The sequence below is a fragment of the Mycobacteroides chelonae CCUG 47445 genome, assembly GCF_001632805.1.
Lineage (GTDB): Bacteria > Actinomycetota > Actinomycetes > Mycobacteriales > Mycobacteriaceae > Mycobacterium > Mycobacterium chelonae.
On the sequence record NZ_CP007220.1, the window covers coordinates 314,473 to 333,742 of the forward strand.

Consider the following 19,270-nt stretch of genomic DNA (forward strand, 5'->3'; position numbering starts at 1 on the left):
CCGGTTGGGGTACGCGGCTAGGGTAACGCGTGTGTTCCGCGCCACAGCCGAGACGACGCCGCAAGACTGGGCTGCGCTGTCGTCCTGGGTGGCGCGGCAGGGGCACGTCCTCGACGTCTCGGCGGTGCGACAGTTCGCGGGCGGTAAGGCCAATCTGAACTATCTGGTGGCCCTCGACGGCCGGCCGGCAGTGTTCCGCCGCCCACCCGGTGGCCCGATCGCCGAGGGCGCCAACGATATGGCGCGCGAATGGTGGGTGCTTTCGCGGCTCAATGCAGGATTCGCCCTGGCGCCGCGAGGCTTGTCGTATTGCGATGATCTTGACGTCCTCGGCGCCCCCTTCCAGTTTCTGGAGTATCGCGAGGGGTTGGTGATCGGTGGAGAACTGCCGACAGGTCTTCCGGGCGACGCCCCGGAGCGCATCACCGCCACCCTGATCGAGGCGATGACCTCCCTGCACGCGGTGACGCCGGAGACGGTGGGATTAGGCGATCTCGGCAAGCCCGAGGGTTTCCTTGAACGTCAGCTCGCCGGCTGGACGCGCCGGGCACACGCGGTGTGGCCCGAGGGACTGCCCGCTGTCGTCACGAACCTGACTTCGCAGCTGGAACAGCGGATCCCCGAGCCGTCGGGGGTCTCGCTACTGCATATGGACCTCAAACTCGACAACATGCTCGTCGACCGGGAAACGTTGTCGCCCAACGCTGTGATCGATTGGGATATGGCCACCCGGGGTTGTCCGCTCTTCGATCTGGCGATTCTGACGTCGTACTGGATGGAGCCGGGGGACCCGGCCACGGTGCGGGCCGTCAACCAGATGCCGACCACGACAACGGGGTTCGCGAGTCGTCGCGACGTTATTGATTCCTACTTTACGGTGGCTGGAATGCGGCCGCGCCCGATGCACTGGCAGGTGGCGTGCGCGCGGCTCCGCTTGGGTGTCGCGTGGATGCAGCTGTACCGCAAGTGGCAGTCCGGCGACCTCGTCGGTGCCGGATACGCAGATTTCGAAGATATCGCCATGGCTGTCCTTGGTTGGGCGGCAACACAATTCACCGAGGGAGAGATATGATCGATTTCAGCGTTCCGGAAGAGCTGGCCGCGAAGGCGCAGCGGGTGCGTGAGTTCGTCACCGACATTGTGATTCCCTACGAGCGCGATCCTCGGCTGACAGCGCACGGACCCACTGATGAACTGCGTGCCGAGCTTGTCGGCAAGGCCCGAGATGCCGGGCTGCTGACCGTGCAGGCGCCGGAATCCTATGGTGGTTGGGGCCTTTCGCATATCGGTCAGGCAGTGATCTTCGAGGCGGCGGGCTGGTCCACCCTGGGCCCCATCGCGATGAACTGCGCTGCGCCCGATGAAGGCAACATGTTCCTGCTCGGCAAGATCACCAACGAGGAACAGTCGGAGAAATTCCTGCGCCCCGTCATCGAGGGGTATCAGCGCTCGGCGTTCGCCATGACCGAACCCGATGGCGCCGGATCGGATCCGTCACAGCTCAAGACCTCTGCCACCTTCGATGGCCAGAACTTCGTCATCAACGGACGCAAGTGGCTCATCACCGGCGCGCGCGGCGCCAAGACGTGGATCATCATGGCCAACCTGGAAGCCAATGATCATCTGCCCGAGGGGCCCACGCTGTTCCTGTGTGACGGTGACACCGAAGGCATTGTGATCGAACGGATCATGAACACGATGGACCGCAACTATGCCGAGGGGCATGCGGTCGTGCGGTTCGACAATCTGACTCTGCCGCGGGAGGCGCTGCTCGGCGAGACCGGCCAGGCCTTCCGGTACGCGCAGCTGCGGCTGGCACCGGCGCGGTTGACGCACTGTATGCGTTGGCTCGGGGCCGCCGCCCGCGCTCAGGACATCGCCGTCGACTACGCGCGCACCCGGACCTCGTTCGGCAAGACCATCGGAGAGCATCAAGGAGTCTCCTTCATGCTTGCCGACAATGAGATCGCGCTGCACCAATGTCGTCTCACTATCTGGCACGCGTGCTGGATGATGGACAACGGCGCCAAGGGGCGGCACGAGAGCTCGATGGCCAAGTCATTCGTGTCCGAGGAGCTGTTCAAGGTCACCGACCGGTGTGTGCAGGTGCTCGGCGGTATCGGCATCAGTGACGAGACGCCGGTGGAGATGATCTTCCGCGATATGCGCGCCTTCCGTCTGTACGACGGCCCCACCGAGGTGCACAAGTACGCCATCGGCCGTCAGGTGTTGCGTACCCCGCGCGCCTAGAGCGGCTTGTCGGTCCCGCATGCCATCCTGAGTCATGCCGATCTGGGGGCAGACGCCCGACCACAGCCCCAAGTGGGTAGTGGTTGACCTGGAGACTTCCGGCTTTCAGCCAGGTCGGGCGCGTGTCATTAGTGTCGCGGCGTTGGCGCTGGATGCCGACGGAAGCATCACCGACAGTGTGGTGAGTCTGCTGAATCCGGGTGTTGATCCGGGCCCCACCCACGTGCACGGCCTGACTCCGGAGATGCTGGAGGGACAGCCCGAGTTCGCCGATATCGTCCCCGACCTCATCGCGTTGCTGCGAGGCCGGACACTGGTCGCCCATAACGTCGGGTTCGACTACTCGTTCCTGGCGGCGGAGGCCGAACTGGCCGGCGCCGAGCTGCCCACCGAGGCGGTGATGTGCACGGTTGAGCTGACCCGGCGTCTCGACCTGGATACGCCCAATCTGCGGCTGGAAACCCTCGCCGCGCATTGGGGCGTCGAGCAGCTCAAGGCCCATGACGCCTATGACGACGCTCGAGTGCTGGCCGAGGTGCTGCCGAAGGTGCTTGACCGTGCGCGGGAACGGGGAACGTGGCTCCCTATCCGCGAGACCACCCGTAAGCGCTGGCCCAATGGCCGTGTGACACACGACGAACTGCGCTCGCTCAAGACCGTGGCGTCTCGTCAGCCGTGTCACTGGCTCAATCCCGGTCCGTTCGTCGCCGGTCAGCCGCTGGTGCAGGGCATGCGGGTGGCGTTGAGTTCCGAGGTCGCTCGTACACATGAGGAGCTGGTGGAGCAGATCATGCAGGCCGGCCTCGCCTATGCCGACACGGTCGACGAAGACACCTCGGTGGTGATCTGTAATCAGTCAAACCCCGAGCAAGGTAAGGGATTTCATGCTCGGTCACTGGGTGTACCGCTGCTGGACGACGAGACGTTCATGACCCAGGTCCGGCGCGTCGTCGGCGGTACCGATGTCGAGCAGTTCACGGTTCCCAGCCGCGCCGGAGCGCAGTACTCGCTGTTCTGATGCGCCGAATTCTCTGTGCGGTACTCGCGCTTGCGCTGCTCGTCAGCGGGTGTGGGACACACTCGGGCATTGCCGCCGCAGACCTGGACGCGCAGACGTCGGCCAAGCTCGACACCGCCATCAACGAGGTGCTCTCGAGCGCAGCGGTGCCTGGCGCGATCGTCGGCGTGTGGGGACCCAAGGGGCAGTATGTGCGGGCATTCGGGGTCGCGAACACGGCAAACCGTGCACCGATGCGTACCGATTTCTATCATCGAATTGGAAGTGTGACAAAGACTTTCACGGTCACCGCGGTGTTGCAACTTGTGGATGAGGGCAAGCTGGGGCTCGATGATCCGGTTGCCAAGTATGTCGACAAGGTTCCGGGCGGCGACAAGATCACCCTGCGTCAGCTCGCCCGGATGCAGAGCGGATTGTTCAACTATTCGATGTCCCTGGTCTTCAACCGCGACCTGGAGGCCGATCCACGACGCCGTTACAGCACCCAACAGCTGCTTGATTACGCCTTCGCGCAACCGCCCAATTTCCCGGCGGGCCAGGGTTACGAGTACAGCAACACCAACGCCGTGCTGTTAGGACAGGTGGTCGAGAAGGTCAGTGGACAGAGTCTGCCGGCATTCGTGCGCGAGCACATCACCGAGCCACTCGGCTTGAAGCACACCAGCTTTCCCGACACCAATACCATCCCCGATCCGCATGCGCAGGGCTACACGCAGCTGACGCCGACCGGGCCGCTCATCGACAGCACGGATTGGAGTCCGTCGTGGGCGTCCTGGGCGGGCGCGATGATCTCGACGCTCGAGGACCTACGGATCTGGGTGCCCGCGCTGGCGACCGGCAAGCTTCTGACACCGGCCACCCAGCAGCAGCGGTTGCAGACCGTGGCGATGCCGCCGGTTCCCGACGATATCCGTTATGGCCTAGGGATTTTCGATGCGCACGGGTGGATCGGCCACAACGGCAGCATCCCCGGTTATCAGACGCTCGCCATCTACTCGCCCGCCGAACAGACCACCGTGGTGGCGCTACTCAACACCGACGTGGCCAAGCAACCCGCGCAGCCCAGCACCTTGTTCGGTACCGCTATCACCAAGGTGATCAGTCCGAATCACGTTTTCCTGTTGGAAAACGCGATTCCGCAGCCGCGCTGATCGGGTGTCAGGCGTAGGGCAGTAGCGCCATCTCGCGCGCGTTTTTGATCGCGGTCGCGACCTGGCGCTGCTGTTGTACGGTCAGGCCCGTTACCCGGCGGGCCCGGATCTTGCCGCGCTCGGATATGAACAGGCGCAGAGTGTTGGTGTCCTTGTAATCGACCGATGAAAGACCCAATTTGGCGAAGAGATTGGGCTTGGGCTTGGTATCGGCGACCTTGACGCGACGATTGCGGGGTGTCTTGGCGGCCATCACCAGCTCGCTTTCCGGACGCCGGGCAGCGACCCGTCGTGCACCAGTTCACGGACTCGTACGCGGGACAGTCCGAACTTGCGCAGATAACCTCGCGGCCGACCGTCCACCGCATCGCGGTTGCGCAGCCGTACCGCGCTGGCATCCCGCGGCTGGCGGGCCAGCTCGGCCTGTGCCGCTATGCGCTGCTCCTGGGTGCTCAAGGGCTGTCGGATGATCTCCTTGAGCTCTGCACGCCGCTCGGCATAGCGCTCGACGATGGCGCGGCGCTGCTCGTTCTTGGCGATCTTGGACTTCTTGGCCATCTCAGCGCTCCTCTCTGAATTCCACGTGCTTCCGCACTACGGGGTCGTACTTGCGCAGCACCATCCGGTCCGGATCGTTGCGCCGGTTCTTGCGGGTGACGTACGTGTATCCGGTGCCCGCGGTCGACCGCAGTTTCACGATGGGGCGGATCTCGTTGCGCGCCATCAGAACTTCCGTCCCTGCGCGCGCAACCGTGCCACCACGGCCTCGATACCGTCTCGGTCGATGACCTTGATGCCCTTGGCGCTCACCCGGAGCTTGATGCGCCGGTCCTCCGAGGGTAGGTAGTACGTCTTGAGCTGGATATTGGGTGACCAGCGGCGACGGGTGCGGCGGTGCGAATGCGACACCGCGTTACCGAAGCCCGGCGACCGTCCGGTCACCTCGCAATGCGCAGACAACGGACCTCCATTCATACCCATTTGGTAATGGGAATCGTTTTCGACAAGTGTTGCTCGGGACTGTACCGTGAAGCTGTTAGTAATGAAAATCGTTTGCATTTAGATGCAAAAGGGCTGGAAAAGGGAGAGTCATGCGTACGCCGGTGCTACTCGTGTCCGGACAGGCCGATACCGACGCGGTGGTGGACGTGTTGGCACGCGACCCGGGGACTGTCATCGTCACGCACCGATTCGACGGGCACATCGTCAAGCGGACCGTCGCGGGGATCCGGGGAACTGCGGAGTCCGTTCTGGAACTGGCTCACGGCTGCGTGTCCTGCACGGTCCGTGACGACCTGCTCGTACTGCTGCGCAAGCTCCATCGCCGGGACGACGTCGGGCGGATCGTCCTGCACCTGGAGCCGTGGCTGGAGGCCGATCCGATCTGCTGGGCGATCAACACCGTGCCCGTTCGCGTCGGGCCGGGGTTTGTCGACGGACCGGCCGCCCGCGATGTGGAGATCGCCGGGGTGGTCAGTTGTGTGGACAGCGTGAACTGGTTGCAGCAGGCGCTCGGTGACGACGAACTCGAAGATGGCCGAACTGTCGCACAGGTGGTGATCGGACAGGCCGAGTTCGCCGACGTCCTGGTGGTTCGTAATCCAGAGCCCGAAGTGCTGTCGGTACTGCGGCGCTTGTCACCACGGGCCCGTATCACTGCCCGCATCGGTCGCGTCGAGCAGGCCCTCGATCATCTGGAAGAGGATGCACGGCGCGGCCGGTCCGACAATCCGCATGGCGCTCTACTCGGCGGGCAGCCCTCGCTGGCCGTTGACGGTCGCATCGCACTGGTGGAATTCAACGCGCGCAGGCCCTTCCATCCGGAACGGTTGCATGCCGCGATTGATCTGTTGCTCGACGGAGTGATCCGTACCCGGGGCCGGTTGTGGTTGGCCACGCAGGATGAACAGGCGATGTGGCTGGAGTCGGCGGGCGGTGGCCTCAGAGTTTCGGCGGCCGGGAAATGGCTGGCAGCAATGGATTCCGATGAAGTGCTGCGATCCGATCCGGAACGTCGGGCATTTGCCGATCTCATGTGGGACTACCGTTTCGGCGACCGTCACACCGCGATGACGGTATTAGTCTGCGGAGCCGACAGCGCCGAGGTGCTGGATGCGTTGCGCGGAGCGCTGCTCACCGACGCCGAAATGGCAAGCCCCGCAAGGTGGCATGAGCTCGATGATCCGTTCGGCGATTGGCATGAGGATCCGTGCGAACACGTGTCCGAGCTTGAGGCCTTCCTGTCCTACGGCGAGAACAACACAGAAGGGAACCACTGATGAAGCCCGGTATCCACCCCGACTACCACCCGGTCGTCTTCCAGGACACCACCACCGGAAAAATGTTCTTGACCCGCTCGACCGCGACGAGCACCCGCACCGTGGAGTTCGAGGGCCAGCAGTACCCGCTCATCACCGTCGAAGTGACGGCGGACTCGCACCCGTTCTGGACGGGCGATCGCCGGATCATGGATACCGCCGGCCAGGTCGAGAAGTTCCGCAGGCGTTACGGCACTCGTTAACCGAATCGAGTGCGAGCCTGGCGCGGAAAATTGGCTAAGTATCCGCGCCAGGCTCGCTCTCGGTGTGAGGGCTAGGCGCGCGCGGCGCGGTTGACGGCCGATACCACTGCCCGCAGTGAGGCGGTGGTAATCGACGGTGCGATACCGACACCCCACACGGTCTGCGCCTCGCCGCCGTGGGGGCCGACGACCATGGCTTCCACGTAGGCGGCGGCCTGCGCATCGTCACCGGCGCTCATGGCGTGCTCGGAGTAGTCCAGGACGTTGACGGTGTAGCCCACGCTCGACAGCGCATCGACGAAGGCGGCCAACGGCCCGTTACCCGTACCGTGGACTTCGGTTTCCTTACCGTCGATCTTCACCACGGCGGCAATGGAATCCGTGCCGCCATCCTCCTCGGATGCGGTCACCTTCTGGCGAATCCGCTCCAGCGGAGTGATCGGCGCCAGGTACTCCTCGGCGAAGACGTCCCAGATCTCCTTCGGGTTCACCTCACCACCCTCGCCGTCGGTGATCCGCTGGATCGACTGCGCGAATTCGATCTGCAGACGGCGCGGCAGCACCAATCCGTGATCGGACTTCATGATGTAGGCGACGCCGCCCTTGCCGGATTGCGAGTTCACCCGGATCACGGCCTCGTAGTTGCGGCCGACGTCCTTGGGGTCGATGGGCAGGTACGGCACCTGCCACAGGATGTCGTCGACGTCGGAATCTGCCTCGTCCGCATCGCGTTTCATTTGATCCAGGCCCTTGTTGATGGCGTCCTGGTGGCTGCCGGAGAAGGCGGTGTAGACCAGATCGCCACCGTACGGGTGCCGCTCGGGAACCTTCAGCTGGTTGCAGTACTCGACCGTATGCCGGATCTCGTCGATGTTGGAGAAATCGATCTGTGGGTCCACCCCTCGGCTGAACAGGTTCAGCCCCAGCGTCACCAGGCACACGTTCCCGGTGCGCTCGCCGTTGCCGAACAGACATCCCTCGATACGGTCGGCGCCTGCCTGGTAACCCAACTCTGCTGCGGCGACGGCGGTTCCGCGATCGTTGTGTGGGTGCAGGCTCAGGATCACCGAGTCGCGACGAGCCAGGTTGCGGCTCATCCACTCGATGGAATCGGCGTACACATTGGGGGTTGTCATCTCCACCGTCGACGGCAGATTGAAGATGATCGGGTTGTCCGGTGTGGGCTCGATGATGTCGCCGACGGCGTTGCACACCTCCAGCGCGTACTGCAGCTCGGTGCCGGTGTACGACTCCGGGGAGTACTGGAAACGCCAATGCGTATCGGGGTATTTGGCCGCTTCCTCAACACACTTGCGGGCACCATCGGTGGCGATCTTCTGGATCGCGTCCTTCTCGCCCCGAAAAACCACGCGCCGCTGCAGGATCGACGTCGAGTTGTAGAAGTGCACGATCACCCTCGCGGCGCCCTCGCAGGCCAGGAACGTGCGTTCGATCAGCTCCGGTCGGCACTGGGTCAGCACCTGGACGGTCACGTCATCGGGGATGGCGTTCTCGCTGATCAGCTCGCGGATGAAATCGAAATCGGTCTGGCTGGCCGAGGGAAACCCGACCTCGATTTCCTTGAAGCCCATCCGGATCTGCATATCGAACATCCGGCGCTTACGCGCGGGACTCATCGGGTCGATCAGGGCCTGGTTGCCGTCACGCAGGTCGACCGCCGCCCACTGTGGTGCACGGGTGATCACCTTGTCGGGCCAGGTGCGGTTGAAGGATGCAGTCGGTTCGCCCCCTGGAACTTCCAGGGCGAACGATCGGTACCGATGTACCGGCATCGAGCTGTTCTTCTGGGTGTTCCACGCCGGCTGGTCGGCCGGAATGGGCCCATTCGGGGTGATGATGCTGCGGGGGGTGTAGTTGAACTCGTCTGAAGAGAAGCTAGTCATGGGAAGGCTCCGGGAGTTTGAGGGGTATCTCGACCGGCACGCCAACAACCCGCGACAGGAAGCCGGTCTGGATTAGACCCTGTCGCGGCGTCGGAGGAGGAGCGCCCGCTGCATAGACGGGACTCTACCAGCCGCAAGAAGCCCGATCATCTGGCAAGCTCGCAGAGCATGTGGGTACGGCGGGGGATGGTGACGCTGCTGGTTCTGCTGGTGGTCACCGGTTGTGCGCGCACTGTCAGCGGGCAGCCGCGGGGAGGCGAACCCGCACCCGGCGCCGACTCCTTCTTTCATGGCGATCAGTCCGACTATGGACAGAACCTCAATGCCACCGAGAAGGTGACGCTGGCCTACGCGCGGGCACTACGGCGCGTGGATCCCTGCGGTTTCGCCGCAAGTCTCAAGGACTTCGGAGACCCGGGACAGGTCGTTGGCGATTTTCCGATGTGTTATGCCAGCGTGAAGGTCACAGGTGATCCTGGTCTCACCGAGGTCTCGTATGCGTACTCCATGCAGGACAAGCGAGACGTCCCCGCGGCCTTCGTGGTGGGGTCTGTCCCGGTCTACGAGACCGGGGCAGATTGTGAGTACGAGGTACCGCTGGGCCTGGAGCGGCTGCCGGGTGCGCCCTCGAACCCCACGATGCAGGCCATGTTGTCGGTCAGTGCGTACCTGTATGGGTCGGACGAATATTCGGACCCGGACTGCCGGCTTGCCAAGCAGGTGATGACCGCGGTCGCCAAGGAGCTGCCGTCGGGATTGCCGCCGCGTTCTGCGCTCAGCGCATATCCGATCAAACTTGCCGAACGCGATCCGTGCGAGATCCTCGGGGAGTACCCGGGAAAGGCGCAGAAGGTCTCCGTGGACCTGCTGGGCGATCCCTTCGGGTGTGATTTCTCGCTATCGGAAACCGATATCGAGTACACCGTGCAGCTGACGAGCAGCGTCGATGACTTCCCGGAGGAATACACGAAATCGACCCGCGGCGGCGTGACGTACTTCCATAACGAGGATCCGAATCAGCTGACGGGGTGTCACGCGCTGGCGTTGGTGGGAGATCCGTTGTACCCCAAGGATGTCGGCGGTGGTGCGGCGAACACCGATGCTGACGCCTATTTTCCGGCTGTGGTCGCGAGCGCCTTCACCGAAGAAGGACGGACCGATTGCGGGCAGATGCGGGAGATTCTGGACAAGGCGGTGCGACTATTCGCAAACTCCGCTCGATAGCGCTGGGCTTCGTCGCCACACTGGCGATCGCGGGGTGCGCGAACGTGGTATCCGGTTCGGCTAAGGGAGGATCGCCCGCGCTCACGGGTGCGAGTCTGTTCGTCGGCGCAGTAGCCACATACGGTCAAACCTTCACTGAACCGCAGATGACCCTGTTGGCCTATCTGCGGGCGTTGCGACGGATCGATCCGTGTGGCCTTTTGTTGATGCTCAAAGACATTGGCGCTCCGACCTATATCTCGGGAGATGTGGGTGGTTGTTTCGGTTCCATCAAGGTGGCCGGCACGGCGTCCCCATCGAGTGTGGGTCTGTCACTGGTATTGGGTGACTACTCGCGGGAGCAGCCCGAATTCAGGATCGGTGGCGCACCGGTGTTTCACACCGCGGGCACATGTCTGTACGAATTTCCCATCGCGTTGAACAAGCTTCCGAATGCGCCCGCGTTGAAGGGAGCGCGGGTGCCGGCGCTGCGCGTCGTGGTCGTCGACGGCGCCAGGGGCGTGCCCGCACCGAATTGCAAGATGGCGCAGCCGGTTATCGGTGTGCTGGCCACCCTGAACCCGGCAGATATGCCCGTGCGTGAGGCTTTGAGTGCGTACCCGATCAAAATCGCCGAGCGTGATCCGTGCGAGATTCTCGGTGAGTATCCGGGCCGGGTAGATGATCTGCGGCCGGCCCTGTTCGGCGATCCGTTCTCATGCCGATTCTCGTTGAAAGACAGCGATACTCAGTTTGAATTCACCATCAGAACGGGTGTCGATCCGCCGTCGAGGCTGCACGAGGAAATCCGGGACGGTGTCGAGTATTTCCACGGTCAAGACGGCAGCATGTGCACCAGTATGGTGCGTCTGGGTAAGCCGTTGTACGCCCGCGACGTCCCCGGTGGTGCCATGCAGGAGAGCAGCGCCCCGGAGCGGATCTTCATCGAGGTGCTGAGCTTCTCTCTGAAGGCGGGCGACTGTGGATCTACCCGCGCGATGATCGACAAGGCGGTAGGGATCTTCCGCGGTTCATTCGACTGAGAGGATTTTCAGATGCCCTACGTCGAATCGGCGCAGCGGACCAGGGAAGCGGTCGCGGCCGCGCGTGTGGTGCTGATGCGTGAAGGGGTGGGCCGCACCACCATGCGCGCTGTCGCGTCAGAGGCGGGTATTCCGTTGGGGACACTCCAATACGTCTTTCCCAGTAAGCAGGGCCTACTCAAGGCGGTGATCGAGGATGTCGTGGAGGAGATCTCAGGAGTTCTGCGCGGTGCCGCCGAGACCGAAACAGGCCTGAACGACGCGATCCGCCGCAGCATCCAGAACTTCTGGTCGCAGCTCGTGGACGAGCACCGCAATCTGCAGCTGGTCCAGTACGAGTTGGTGACCCATGCGCTGCGGACACCCGGTTTGGAGGACCTGCCGGCCTGGCAGTACGAGAGATACACCGAAGTTGCCGCCCAATGGTGTCGCGAGGCCGCGAACCGTGCCGGTGAGCGCTGCGCTGTGCCCTTCGAACAGTTGGCCCGGGTGCTCGTGGCCGGGATCGATGGACTGATCCTGCAGCATGTCGTCAATCCTGACCCCGTCCGTTCTGCCGGGGATCTTGAGTTGCTCACGACGATGTTGATTGCCCTGGCGGCGGTAGAGCCCGCCTAGCTGTGGTCTTGCCCCGAGTTCGTCATCGGCATACCTTTCAAGTAAGTCATACGACTGACTTGAAAGGAGATGTCATGGCAGAGGTGGATGTTGTCGTCGTGGGTGCTGGTCTTGCCGGGCTATCCGCGGCGCGCACGCTCGTGGCGGCGGGCAGGTCCGTCCGTGTGTTGGAGGCCCGTGACCGGGTCGCCGGTCGCAACCTGGGCGGTTTCCTGAGCAACGGTGTTCCCGTCGAGCTGGGTGGCCAGTGGGTCGGCCCCACCCAGCATGCGGTCCTGGAATTGATCGATGAGCTCGGTTTGGAGACCTTTCCCAGCTACGACTCGGGCGACTCGCTCACCATGCTCGACGGTCAGCGGATTCGCCACAGCGACGGCTACTTCGGGATCCCTGCCGAGCACCTTGCCGAGGTCGGCCGGTTATGGGCCAAGGTTGAGGCGCTGGGTGCCGCGGTTCCGCCGGAGGCGCCGTGGCAGGCGCCCGACGCGCATAACCTGGACCGGCAGACATTCGATTCGTGGCTGACCGAGAACACCGCCGACACCGTTGCGCTTCGGTTCTTCCGCTTTGTCGTGCCGGCGGTGTTCTCCGCCGAGTCTTCCGAGATGTCGCTGCTGCATTTTGTGACCTACCTCAAATGCTCGGGAAACAGCTTGCAGACCTTGCTCGCGGTTGGAGGTGGCGCTCAGGAGCGGCGGGTGGTTGGCGGCACGCACCAGATTTCGGAGAGACTGGCCGCCGAACTCGGGGACCGCGTGCAGTGTGGGGCCGTTGTCCGCACCATCTCCCAGGACGACGAGGGCGTCTCGGTGTCGTCTGAGGATGCCGCCGCATCGAGCATCGGAGTGGTCACGGCCCGGCAGGTGATCGTCGCGATCCCGCCCACGCTGGCCGGCCGGATCCGCTACCTACCGGCGTTGCCGGCCGCCCGCGACGGCCTCACTCAGCAGATTCCCGCAGGCGCGGTCATCAAGTTTCAGGTGGGCTATCCCACGCCGTTCTGGCGTGAAGATGGCCTGAGCGGATTCGTCGCCAGCCTCGACGACGGGTTCGGTCCGGTCATGGACAACTCGCCGCCCGACGGGTCGTGTGGGGTGCTGGTCGGATTCCTCGAAGGAGCCCATGCGCGCGCCGCCGCCGAGCTATCTGTTGCGCAACGGCGTCAGGTCGTTGTCGACGCCCTGGTCAGGTACTTCGGGCCCAACGCCGCGGAACCATTCGACATCCTCGAACAGGACTGGACTGCAGAGGAATTCACCCGTGGATGCTACGGAGGACGTCTTGGTGCGGGCGTGTGGACGCAGTACGGTAAGGCGCTGGCCGCGCCCGTCGGGCGTATCCACTGGGCAGGTGCGGAGCTGGCGCAGGTTTGGAGCGGCTACATGGACGGAGCCGTCCGGTCCGGCCGGCACGCAGCCCAAGAGGTGCTGGCCGCCGGGTGAGGCGCGCTAGCCACCGAAACTTTCGCCCCAGCGCTCGGTGAAGGCGATATCGCTCAGTGCGGGGCGTTGCCGGGGGGCGTGATCGCGCTCGACGGTCGATTCCTCGGCATCGGCGTAGTCCTCGAGAACAGGTCCGATCGCGACGACGGCGATGGGCCGCACGTTCTCGGGGATACCGAAGACACCGGGTGCGTCGTCCACCCGGAACCCGGCCATCGGATGGGTGTGCAGACCATGCGAGCGTGCCTCCACGCCCAGCTGGGCGATCGCGAGTCCGGCGTCGACCGCCGCGTAGACGGCGGTGTTGTCATCATCACCGAGGTCAGTGCTCACCAGTACGAGCGCTGCCGCAACTTTTGCGTAAGAGTTTCCCCGATTGAGCAGCGCGACCAGTGCCTCGTAAGTGGCATCACCGCGCAGACCCACGATGTATCGGACAGGGAAGCGCTTACCCCAACTGGCGGCCCAGCGACCCGCTTCGAGCAGGGCCGTCAGGGTCTCGGGAGCCAGGTTTGCACCCGGATCGAAATGCCGCGGACTCCAGCGCGAGGCGATCAGCGGCTGGATCGGAACCGAGGTGATGGCGGTACGTTCGGTCGGGTTGCCCATACGGTCCAGGTTATCGAGTTGTCGTAACCCCTTATCCTGATGACTGGATCTCTCCCGACCCTGGCCGAACAGCAGGAAGGTATGCCGTGGCGCTCGTCGTCCAAAAGTACGGCGGATCGTCGGTCGCAACGGCCGAACGCATCCGCAGGGTGGCCGAACGCATCGTCGAGACGAAGAAGAACGGCAACGACGTCGTCGTTGTGGTCTCGGCCATGGGTGACACCACCGACGAGCTGCTTGACCTGGCTCAACAGGTCTGCCCGGCACCGCCGCCCCGTGAGCTGGACATGCTCCTGACGGCCGGTGAGCGGATGTCCAACGCCCTGGTCGCGATGGCCATTCACTCGCTCGGGGCCTCGGCGCGCTCGTTCACGGGATCGCAGGCCGGTGTCATCACCACCGGTCGGCACGGCAGCGCCAAGATCATCGACGTCACCCCCGGCCGGTTGCGCTCCGCCCTGGACGAGGGCCAAGTGGTGCTGGTCGCCGGATTCCAGGGTGTGAGTCAGGACAGCAAGGACGTCACCACACTGGGGCGCGGTGGCTCTGATACCACCGCCGTCGCGCTGGCCGCCGCACTGAAGGCCGACGTCTGCGAGATCTACACCGACGTCGACGGGGTCTTCACCGCCGATCCGCGGATCGTGCCGAATGCGGCCCGGCTCGACAAGGTCAGTTTCGAGGAAATGCTGGAGATGGCGGCAGCTGGAGCAAAGGTGCTCATGCTGCGCTGCGTGGAATACGCCCGGCGATACAACGTTCCGGTTCACGTGCGCTCGTCGTACACCGACAAGCCAGGCACGATCGTCAGCGGATCAATGGAGGACATTCCTGTGGAAGAAGCGATTCTCACCGGTGTCGCACACGATCGTGGCGAGGCCAAGGTCACTGTCGTCGGGATTCCCGACGTACCCGGCTACGCCGCCAAGGTCTTTCGTGCCGTGGCCGATGCCGAGATCAACATCGACATGGTGCTGCAGAACATCTCCAAGGTCGAGGACGGCAAGACCGACATCACCTTCACCTGCCCCAAGGAGAATGGGCCCACCGCGGTCGAGAAGCTGGACTCGCTGAAGAACGAGATCGGGTTCTCGCAGGTGCTCTACGACGATCACATCGGCAAGGTGTCCCTGGTGGGCGCGGGTATGCGCAGCCACCCGGGTGTCACTGCCGGCTTCTGTGAGGCGCTGGCCAAGGCCGGCGTCAACATCGAGCTGATCTCGACGTCGGAGATCCGGATCTCGGTCCTGGTCAAGGATGACGAGCTCGACACTGCGGTCAAGGCCATCCACGACGCCTTCGAACTCGGTGGCGAAGAGGAAGCCACCGTGTACGGAGGTACCGGGCGATGACTTCCATTGGTGTTGTCGGCGCGACTGGCCAGGTCGGGGCCGTCATGCGAAAGCTGTTAGAAGAGCGTGACTTTCCGGCGTCATCGGTGCGGTTCTTCGCGTCTGCCCGCTCCGAGGGCAAGAAGCTGCCGTTCCGTGGCCAGGAGATCGAGGTCGAGAACACCGAGACCGCGGATCCGTCCGGATTGGACATCGCGCTGTTCTCCGCCGGGGCCACCATGTCCCGGGTGCAGGCGCCACGGTTCGCCGAGGCGGGCGTCACCGTCATCGACAATTCGTCGGCCTGGCGCAAGGACCCGGACGTTCCGTTGGTGGTTTCGGAGGTGAACTTCGATCGCGACGTGCGTGGCGTGAAACTGCCGAAAGGCATTATCGCCAACCCGAACTGCACCACCATGGCTGCGATGCCGGTACTCAGCGTTCTGCACCGTGCCGCCGGTCTGCAGCGGCTGATCGTGTCGACCTACCAGGCGGTGTCGGGCAGTGGCCTGGCCGGCGTGGAAGAGTTGGCCGCTCAGGTGCGCGCCGGTATCGCCGACGGTGAGCAGCTGGTGCACGACGGATCTGCCGTTAGCTTCCCTGCGCCGGTGAAATACGTTGCACCCATTGCTTTCAACGTGATCCCGCTGGCCGGCGCGCTGGTCGATGACGGCTCCGGTGAGACCGATGAAGACCAGAAGCTACGTCATGAGAGCCGCAAGATTCTTGGCATCCCAGAACTTTTGGTGAGCGGTACGTGTGTGCGGGTTCCGGTTTTCACCGGACACTCCCTCTCGATCAATGCCGAGTTCGAGCGTGAGCTGACGCCCGCGCATGCCACTGAGCTGCTTGGCGCGGCGGCGGGTGTCACTTTGTCCGACGTGCCCACGCCGCTGGCCGCAGCGGGTGCCGACGAATCGCTGGTGGGCCGGATCCGTCAGGATCCGGGCGTTCCCGGTAATCGCGGTCTGGCGCTGTTCATTTCTGGAGACAATCTTCGGAAGGGTGCGGCGCTCAATACGATTCAGATCGCCGAACTGCTCGTCGCGAGCTGACTCACAGGAACTTCACGGGTTTTCCCTGGGCAATGGTCAGTCGGTTCGGCCATGCTCGGGGCATGACAACTCCAGACAATCCCGATACACCAACGAATCCGGTGTCTGTTCCGCAGGCACCGGCGCCCGCGCCGCGTTCGGCGAGTAACACCTTGCTGGTGAAGATCGCCGCCGTTGTCGGCATCGTCGCCGGCGCCTTCGTGATCCTTGGCGTCACCTTCGGTCTCGGCGTGCTGGCCGGCTCGCAATGCGGCCACGGCGGTCCTGGTGGCCCCGGCGAGCACGGCCGGCACATGATGTTCCAGCGGGACGGCCAGCCTCCGATGCTTCCCCCGGGTGGGCCGGTCATCATCGAGCGCGGTCCTGCCTTCATCCCGCCGCAGCCGCCCGAGCGCCAGGACCGGCGCGACCAGCCGCCGCCGCCCGCGCCCTCCACGCCCGCCGCGCCGCGCCCCTGACCCCGGTCCATCGCGATCCGGCCGCCCGGCGCCACTGGCTACCCTGTCCTGGGACGGTTAGTGGCGCCTGGGCGTCGGATGGGAGATGGGGCGTGCGGCGCATCAGAGGCAGCACGATCCTGCTGACGGCGCTCCTGACGTTCACCAGTCTCCAATTGCCCTGCTTCCCAGCCGCATTCGCGGACCCGCCGCAACCCGCGTCGCTGCCTCCGCTGGACCCCGGTGAGGTGGTGCGTGTTGGACCGGTCGCGGGAACGGGCACCGCGACCTCCGACTACAACCTGGGTGCCACCGATCTGTGCGAGTTCATGGTCTTCACCGGCGGCATGCTGCAGATCTGTGGTGACAGCTTCGCAGGGCAGGGCGTGGGATACGGCGGCTGGTACTCGCCGGTGGCGCTACGCGTCGACACGGAAACAGTGCCGAACGCATCCGGAGTGCGTCACTCCGGCGTGCTGGGCACCGACCGCCCACTCTTGGAAGACCCGACTCCGCCGGGATTCTCGCAACTTCCCTCGGGCGTCATCGACATCAACGGGACTAACTGGCTGTTCATCGCCGTCACCAAGAACTTGGTTCCGCAGTCGACACGGCTGGTGAAGCCGGATCCGTTCCGTGCCGGATGGCCGACCGTGCCGGGATCGGTACGACCCGGTGATTACGCGAATGGCCAGCAGACCCAGATCAGTGGCTATTACGACCCGCTATGGACCCCTGAGTCGCCGAAGGGGTGGGTCTACATCGTCAGCGATGGATTCGATCGCTCGCGGCCCGCGGTTCTGTACCGGGCCAAGCCGGACACGTTCACCGACCGTGCGACGTGGCAGGGGTGGGGTGCCGATGCTCGCGGCAGGTGGGCCTGGGGTACCGCCGTGACGCCGTTGTGGGGTGACCACCTGGGCGAGCTGAGCATGAAAATGGTCGACGGACAAGCGGTGCTGTCCTACTTCAATCAGACCACGGGCAACGTCGAGGTGCGGGTTGCCGACAACCCCACGCGGCTCGGCGCGGTACCGGCGACCACGGTGGTGAACGCCGGGGCCTGGCCCGAGGTCGCCGATGAGCTACCCGAGTCGTGGGACAACACCTTGGCTCAGCCGTACGGCGGGTACATCGGGCCGGACTCCACGCTTGATCGGCTCAGCATTTACGTCAGCCAGTGGAACACCGATTCGCGCGACCATGCTCCCTATCGGGTGATCGAATTCGCGGTGAACCCGTTGCGGGCCGGTGTGGGCTAACTAACATCTGCTCGTTACCAGAGTTATCGACGCGTCTATGACGGCTGGTTAGGATGGTCGTCAATGATTGCTAGCGGAACCTTGATCGACATCGCCGCCGAGGAGTGGATAACCGACGGGCAGGGTTCGCGTACCTTCGAATCTGTGGACGCTGAGGAGCTGGCAACCCGCGCAAGCGAGGCCCTGGCGTCTGGAGACGACAGCGAGGCGTTGCGTCTCGCCAATGATGCGCTGGAGCTGGAGCACAAGAATTCCCGGGCCTGGCGCATTCTGGCGTACTGCCTCGGCAGCATGGGGCGGCATTTCGACGCGATTGATTGCGCGCTCTCTGCCGTGCGATACGGCGGCCATGACGCCATCAACCACTACACCCACGCGTGGGCGCTCAAGGGCGCCAGCAAACCGAATGAAGCCCTCTCGGCGGTCGACGAGGCCCTCGATATCGAGTCTGGATTCGCCGATGCGCTCGCGCTGCGCGCGGTGATCCGAAACGAGCTGGGCGATCGGGCCGGGGCCATCGAGGACATGCGCAGGGCACGGGCGCTCTAGCCCTCCAGCGGGTGCCGCTTGAGGAACTCGTCGATCAGTGCGTTGACCTCGTCGGGGCGTTCCAACGCGGCCAGATGTCCGGTGTTCTCCATGATCACGAACTCGGCCCCGGGGATCGCCTCGGCCATCAGCTCGGTCTCGGCGACGGGAAAGGTGGGATCCTCACGCCCGGCGACAACCAGGATCGGTGTGCGGATGCGCCCGAACAGCTCGCGTTGGTCGGGCCGTGCCGGAACCACGCTGTTGACCGCCCAATAGACCGAATCGACGTTGAGATCGCGCAGTTCGGCGCGGATCGCCTGTTCTACCTGGGGGCGCTCGCGCATGATGGTGGGGCCGACAAAGGCCTTCACCGCACGGGTGGTGAGTGGTTCGCGGAATTTTCCCAGCAGTCGGACTATCTCGGTGAGCAGCCGAAATTCGACGGTCTGACGCATGTTCGCGCGCGAGGCGGTGGCGTTCATCAAGACGGACGCTCCGGCACGGTCGGGATGCAGTGCCGCGAAGGTTCCCCCGATCATTCCGCCCCAGGAATTGCCCACGAGGTGTGCGCGCTCGATGCCGAGGGTGTCGAGGACTTGTTCGATGCTGTGTGCGCAGTCATCGAATCGGAACATGCGGTGCAGGGCCTGGCTGTCACCATGGCCGGGCGGGTCGACGAGGATCACGGTGTATCGGTCGGCGAAGTATCGTGCCTGTTCGGCCCACATCGACCCGGTCATCAGCAGGCTGGGCCAGAAGAGGATGGCGGGCCCGTTACCGCCGACCCGCACATGCAGTCCGCCGAGGCAGCTCTGGACGTACCGGTCCTGCAATGCGGCGCCGCTCATGCGCAGCAGGCTAGCGGTTGTGGGCGGTTAACAGGGAAGATCTGCAG

General features: G+C 64.3%; 22 protein-coding genes. 15 read left to right on the forward strand and 7 right to left on the reverse strand.

Annotated features, from left to right (window positions below; genetic code table 11):
• Positions 1-4: 4 nt before the first annotated feature.
• Genes BB28_RS01555 through BB28_RS01570 form a run of 4 tightly spaced genes read left to right on the forward strand, consistent with a single transcriptional unit; the run spans position 5 to position 4,419 of the window.
• Entirely contained in the window at positions 5-1,072 is a 1,068-nt protein-coding gene (locus tag BB28_RS01555) for a phosphotransferase family protein (protein ID WP_046252245.1), read from the forward strand.
• Complete coding sequence (locus BB28_RS01560; protein WP_046252246.1) at positions 1,069-2,250, forward strand: acyl-CoA dehydrogenase family protein; 1,182 nt, start codon at positions 1,069-1,071, stop codon at positions 2,248-2,250. Before BB28_RS01555 ends, BB28_RS01560 begins: the two co-directional genes overlap by 4 nt.
• Before the next feature lie 34 nt (positions 2,251-2,284).
• Positions 2,285-3,268: a DEDDh family exonuclease gene (locus BB28_RS01565; RefSeq protein ID WP_046252247.1), complete on the forward strand. Its 984-nt coding sequence runs from the start codon at positions 2,285-2,287 to the stop codon at positions 3,266-3,268.
• Positions 3,268-4,419, forward strand: a complete 1,152-nt coding sequence (locus BB28_RS01570) for a serine hydrolase domain-containing protein (protein ID WP_046252248.1) — start codon at positions 3,268-3,270, stop codon at positions 4,417-4,419. The genes BB28_RS01565 and BB28_RS01570 overlap by 1 nt, the downstream gene beginning before the upstream one ends.
• 7 nt (positions 4,420-4,426) lie before the next feature.
• Here the strand turns inward: BB28_RS01570 and rpsR are convergent, their stop codons facing one another.
• From rpsR to rpmB, 4 genes are read right to left on the reverse strand one after another with little or no spacing between them, the layout of a single operon-like run.
• Positions 4,427-4,672, reverse strand: coding sequence for a 30S ribosomal protein S18 (gene rpsR, locus BB28_RS01575; RefSeq protein ID WP_046252249.1), 246 nt, complete (start codon positions 4,670-4,672; stop codon positions 4,427-4,429).
• Complete coding sequence (gene rpsN / locus BB28_RS01580) at positions 4,672-4,977, reverse strand: 30S ribosomal protein S14 (protein ID WP_030095993.1); 306 nt, start codon at positions 4,975-4,977, stop codon at positions 4,672-4,674. The genes rpsR and rpsN overlap by 1 nt, the downstream gene beginning before the upstream one ends.
• Before the next feature lies 1 nt (position 4,978).
• Positions 4,979-5,143: a 50S ribosomal protein L33 gene (gene rpmG / locus BB28_RS01585; RefSeq protein WP_030095992.1), complete on the reverse strand. Its 165-nt coding sequence runs from the start codon at positions 5,141-5,143 to the stop codon at positions 4,979-4,981.
• Entirely contained in the window at positions 5,143-5,379 is a 237-nt protein-coding gene (rpmB, locus tag BB28_RS01590; RefSeq protein ID WP_005063156.1) for a 50S ribosomal protein L28, read from the reverse strand. Before rpmB ends, rpmG begins: the two co-directional genes overlap by 1 nt.
• A gap of 131 nt (positions 5,380-5,510) precedes the next feature.
• On the opposite strand from rpmB, the gene mrf reads away from it, so the two are divergent.
• Both mrf and BB28_RS01600 read left to right on the forward strand, forming a co-directional pair.
• Positions 5,511-6,698 (forward strand): ribosome hibernation factor-recruiting GTPase MRF, encoded by a 1,188-nt coding sequence (gene mrf, locus BB28_RS01595; protein ID WP_046252250.1) that lies wholly within the window; start codon positions 5,511-5,513, stop codon positions 6,696-6,698.
• Complete coding sequence (locus tag BB28_RS01600; RefSeq protein ID WP_046252251.1) at positions 6,698-6,940, forward strand: type B 50S ribosomal protein L31; 243 nt, start codon at positions 6,698-6,700, stop codon at positions 6,938-6,940. Before mrf ends, BB28_RS01600 begins: the two co-directional genes overlap by 1 nt.
• Positions 6,941-7,011: 71 nt before the next feature.
• Here the strand turns inward: BB28_RS01600 and leuA are convergent, their stop codons facing one another.
• On the reverse strand, positions 7,012-8,844 hold the full coding sequence (gene leuA / locus BB28_RS01605; protein ID WP_046252252.1) for a 2-isopropylmalate synthase: 1,833 nt from the start codon (positions 8,842-8,844) through the stop codon (positions 7,012-7,014).
• Positions 8,845-9,030: 186 nt separating this feature from the next.
• Here leuA and BB28_RS01610 point away from each other — a divergent pair, with 186 nt between their 5' ends.
• The 4 genes from BB28_RS01610 (at position 9,031) to BB28_RS01625 (ending at position 13,150) form a co-directional block, all read left to right on the forward strand.
• On the forward strand, positions 9,031-10,068 hold the full coding sequence (locus BB28_RS01610; protein WP_046252253.1) for a hypothetical protein: 1,038 nt from the start codon (positions 9,031-9,033) through the stop codon (positions 10,066-10,068).
• 146 nt (positions 10,069-10,214) lie between these two features.
• Positions 10,215-11,090 (forward strand): hypothetical protein, encoded by an 876-nt coding sequence (locus BB28_RS01615; protein ID WP_046255446.1) that lies wholly within the window; start codon positions 10,215-10,217, stop codon positions 11,088-11,090.
• 12 nt (positions 11,091-11,102) lie between these two features.
• A complete protein-coding gene (locus tag BB28_RS01620; protein WP_046252254.1) occupies positions 11,103-11,708 on the forward strand; it encodes a TetR/AcrR family transcriptional regulator in 606 nt (201 codons plus the stop codon).
• 74 nt (positions 11,709-11,782) lie between these two features.
• Positions 11,783-13,150: a flavin monoamine oxidase family protein gene (locus BB28_RS01625; protein ID WP_046252255.1), complete on the forward strand. Its 1,368-nt coding sequence runs from the start codon at positions 11,783-11,785 to the stop codon at positions 13,148-13,150.
• Between the two features lie 6 nt (positions 13,151-13,156).
• On the opposite strand, the gene BB28_RS01630 is transcribed toward BB28_RS01625, so the two are convergent.
• On the reverse strand, positions 13,157-13,759 hold the full coding sequence (locus tag BB28_RS01630) for a nitroreductase family protein (RefSeq protein ID WP_046252256.1): 603 nt from the start codon (positions 13,757-13,759) through the stop codon (positions 13,157-13,159).
• Positions 13,760-13,845: 86 nt separating this feature from the next.
• On the opposite strand from BB28_RS01630, the gene BB28_RS01635 reads away from it, so the two are divergent.
• The 5 genes from BB28_RS01635 to BB28_RS01655 all read left to right on the forward strand — a co-directional run bounded on the left by BB28_RS01635 (position 13,846) and on the right by BB28_RS01655 (position 18,393).
• Positions 13,846-15,111: an aspartate kinase gene (locus BB28_RS01635; protein ID WP_030095982.1), complete on the forward strand. Its 1,266-nt coding sequence runs from the start codon at positions 13,846-13,848 to the stop codon at positions 15,109-15,111.
• A complete protein-coding gene (locus BB28_RS01640; protein ID WP_046252257.1) occupies positions 15,108-16,145 on the forward strand; it encodes an aspartate-semialdehyde dehydrogenase in 1,038 nt (345 codons plus the stop codon). Before BB28_RS01635 ends, BB28_RS01640 begins: the two co-directional genes overlap by 4 nt.
• A gap of 62 nt (positions 16,146-16,207) precedes the next feature.
• Positions 16,208-16,603, forward strand: coding sequence for a hypothetical protein (locus BB28_RS01645; protein ID WP_046252258.1), 396 nt, complete (start codon positions 16,208-16,210; stop codon positions 16,601-16,603).
• A gap of 227 nt (positions 16,604-16,830) precedes the next feature.
• Entirely contained in the window at positions 16,831-17,844 is a 1,014-nt protein-coding gene (locus tag BB28_RS01650) for a DUF4185 domain-containing protein (protein ID WP_046255447.1), read from the forward strand.
• 63 nt (positions 17,845-17,907) lie between these two features.
• The gene (locus tag BB28_RS01655; RefSeq protein WP_046252259.1) at positions 17,908-18,393 is read left to right on the forward strand and encodes a tetratricopeptide repeat protein; all 486 of its coding nucleotides are present in this window, start codon (positions 17,908-17,910) and stop codon (positions 18,391-18,393) included.
• On the opposite strand, the gene BB28_RS01660 is transcribed toward BB28_RS01655, so the two are convergent.
• Positions 18,390-19,223, reverse strand: a complete 834-nt coding sequence (locus BB28_RS01660) for an alpha/beta fold hydrolase (RefSeq protein WP_046252260.1) — start codon at positions 19,221-19,223, stop codon at positions 18,390-18,392. The genes BB28_RS01655 and BB28_RS01660 overlap by 4 nt on opposite strands.
• Between the last annotated feature and the right edge of the window lie 47 nt (positions 19,224-19,270).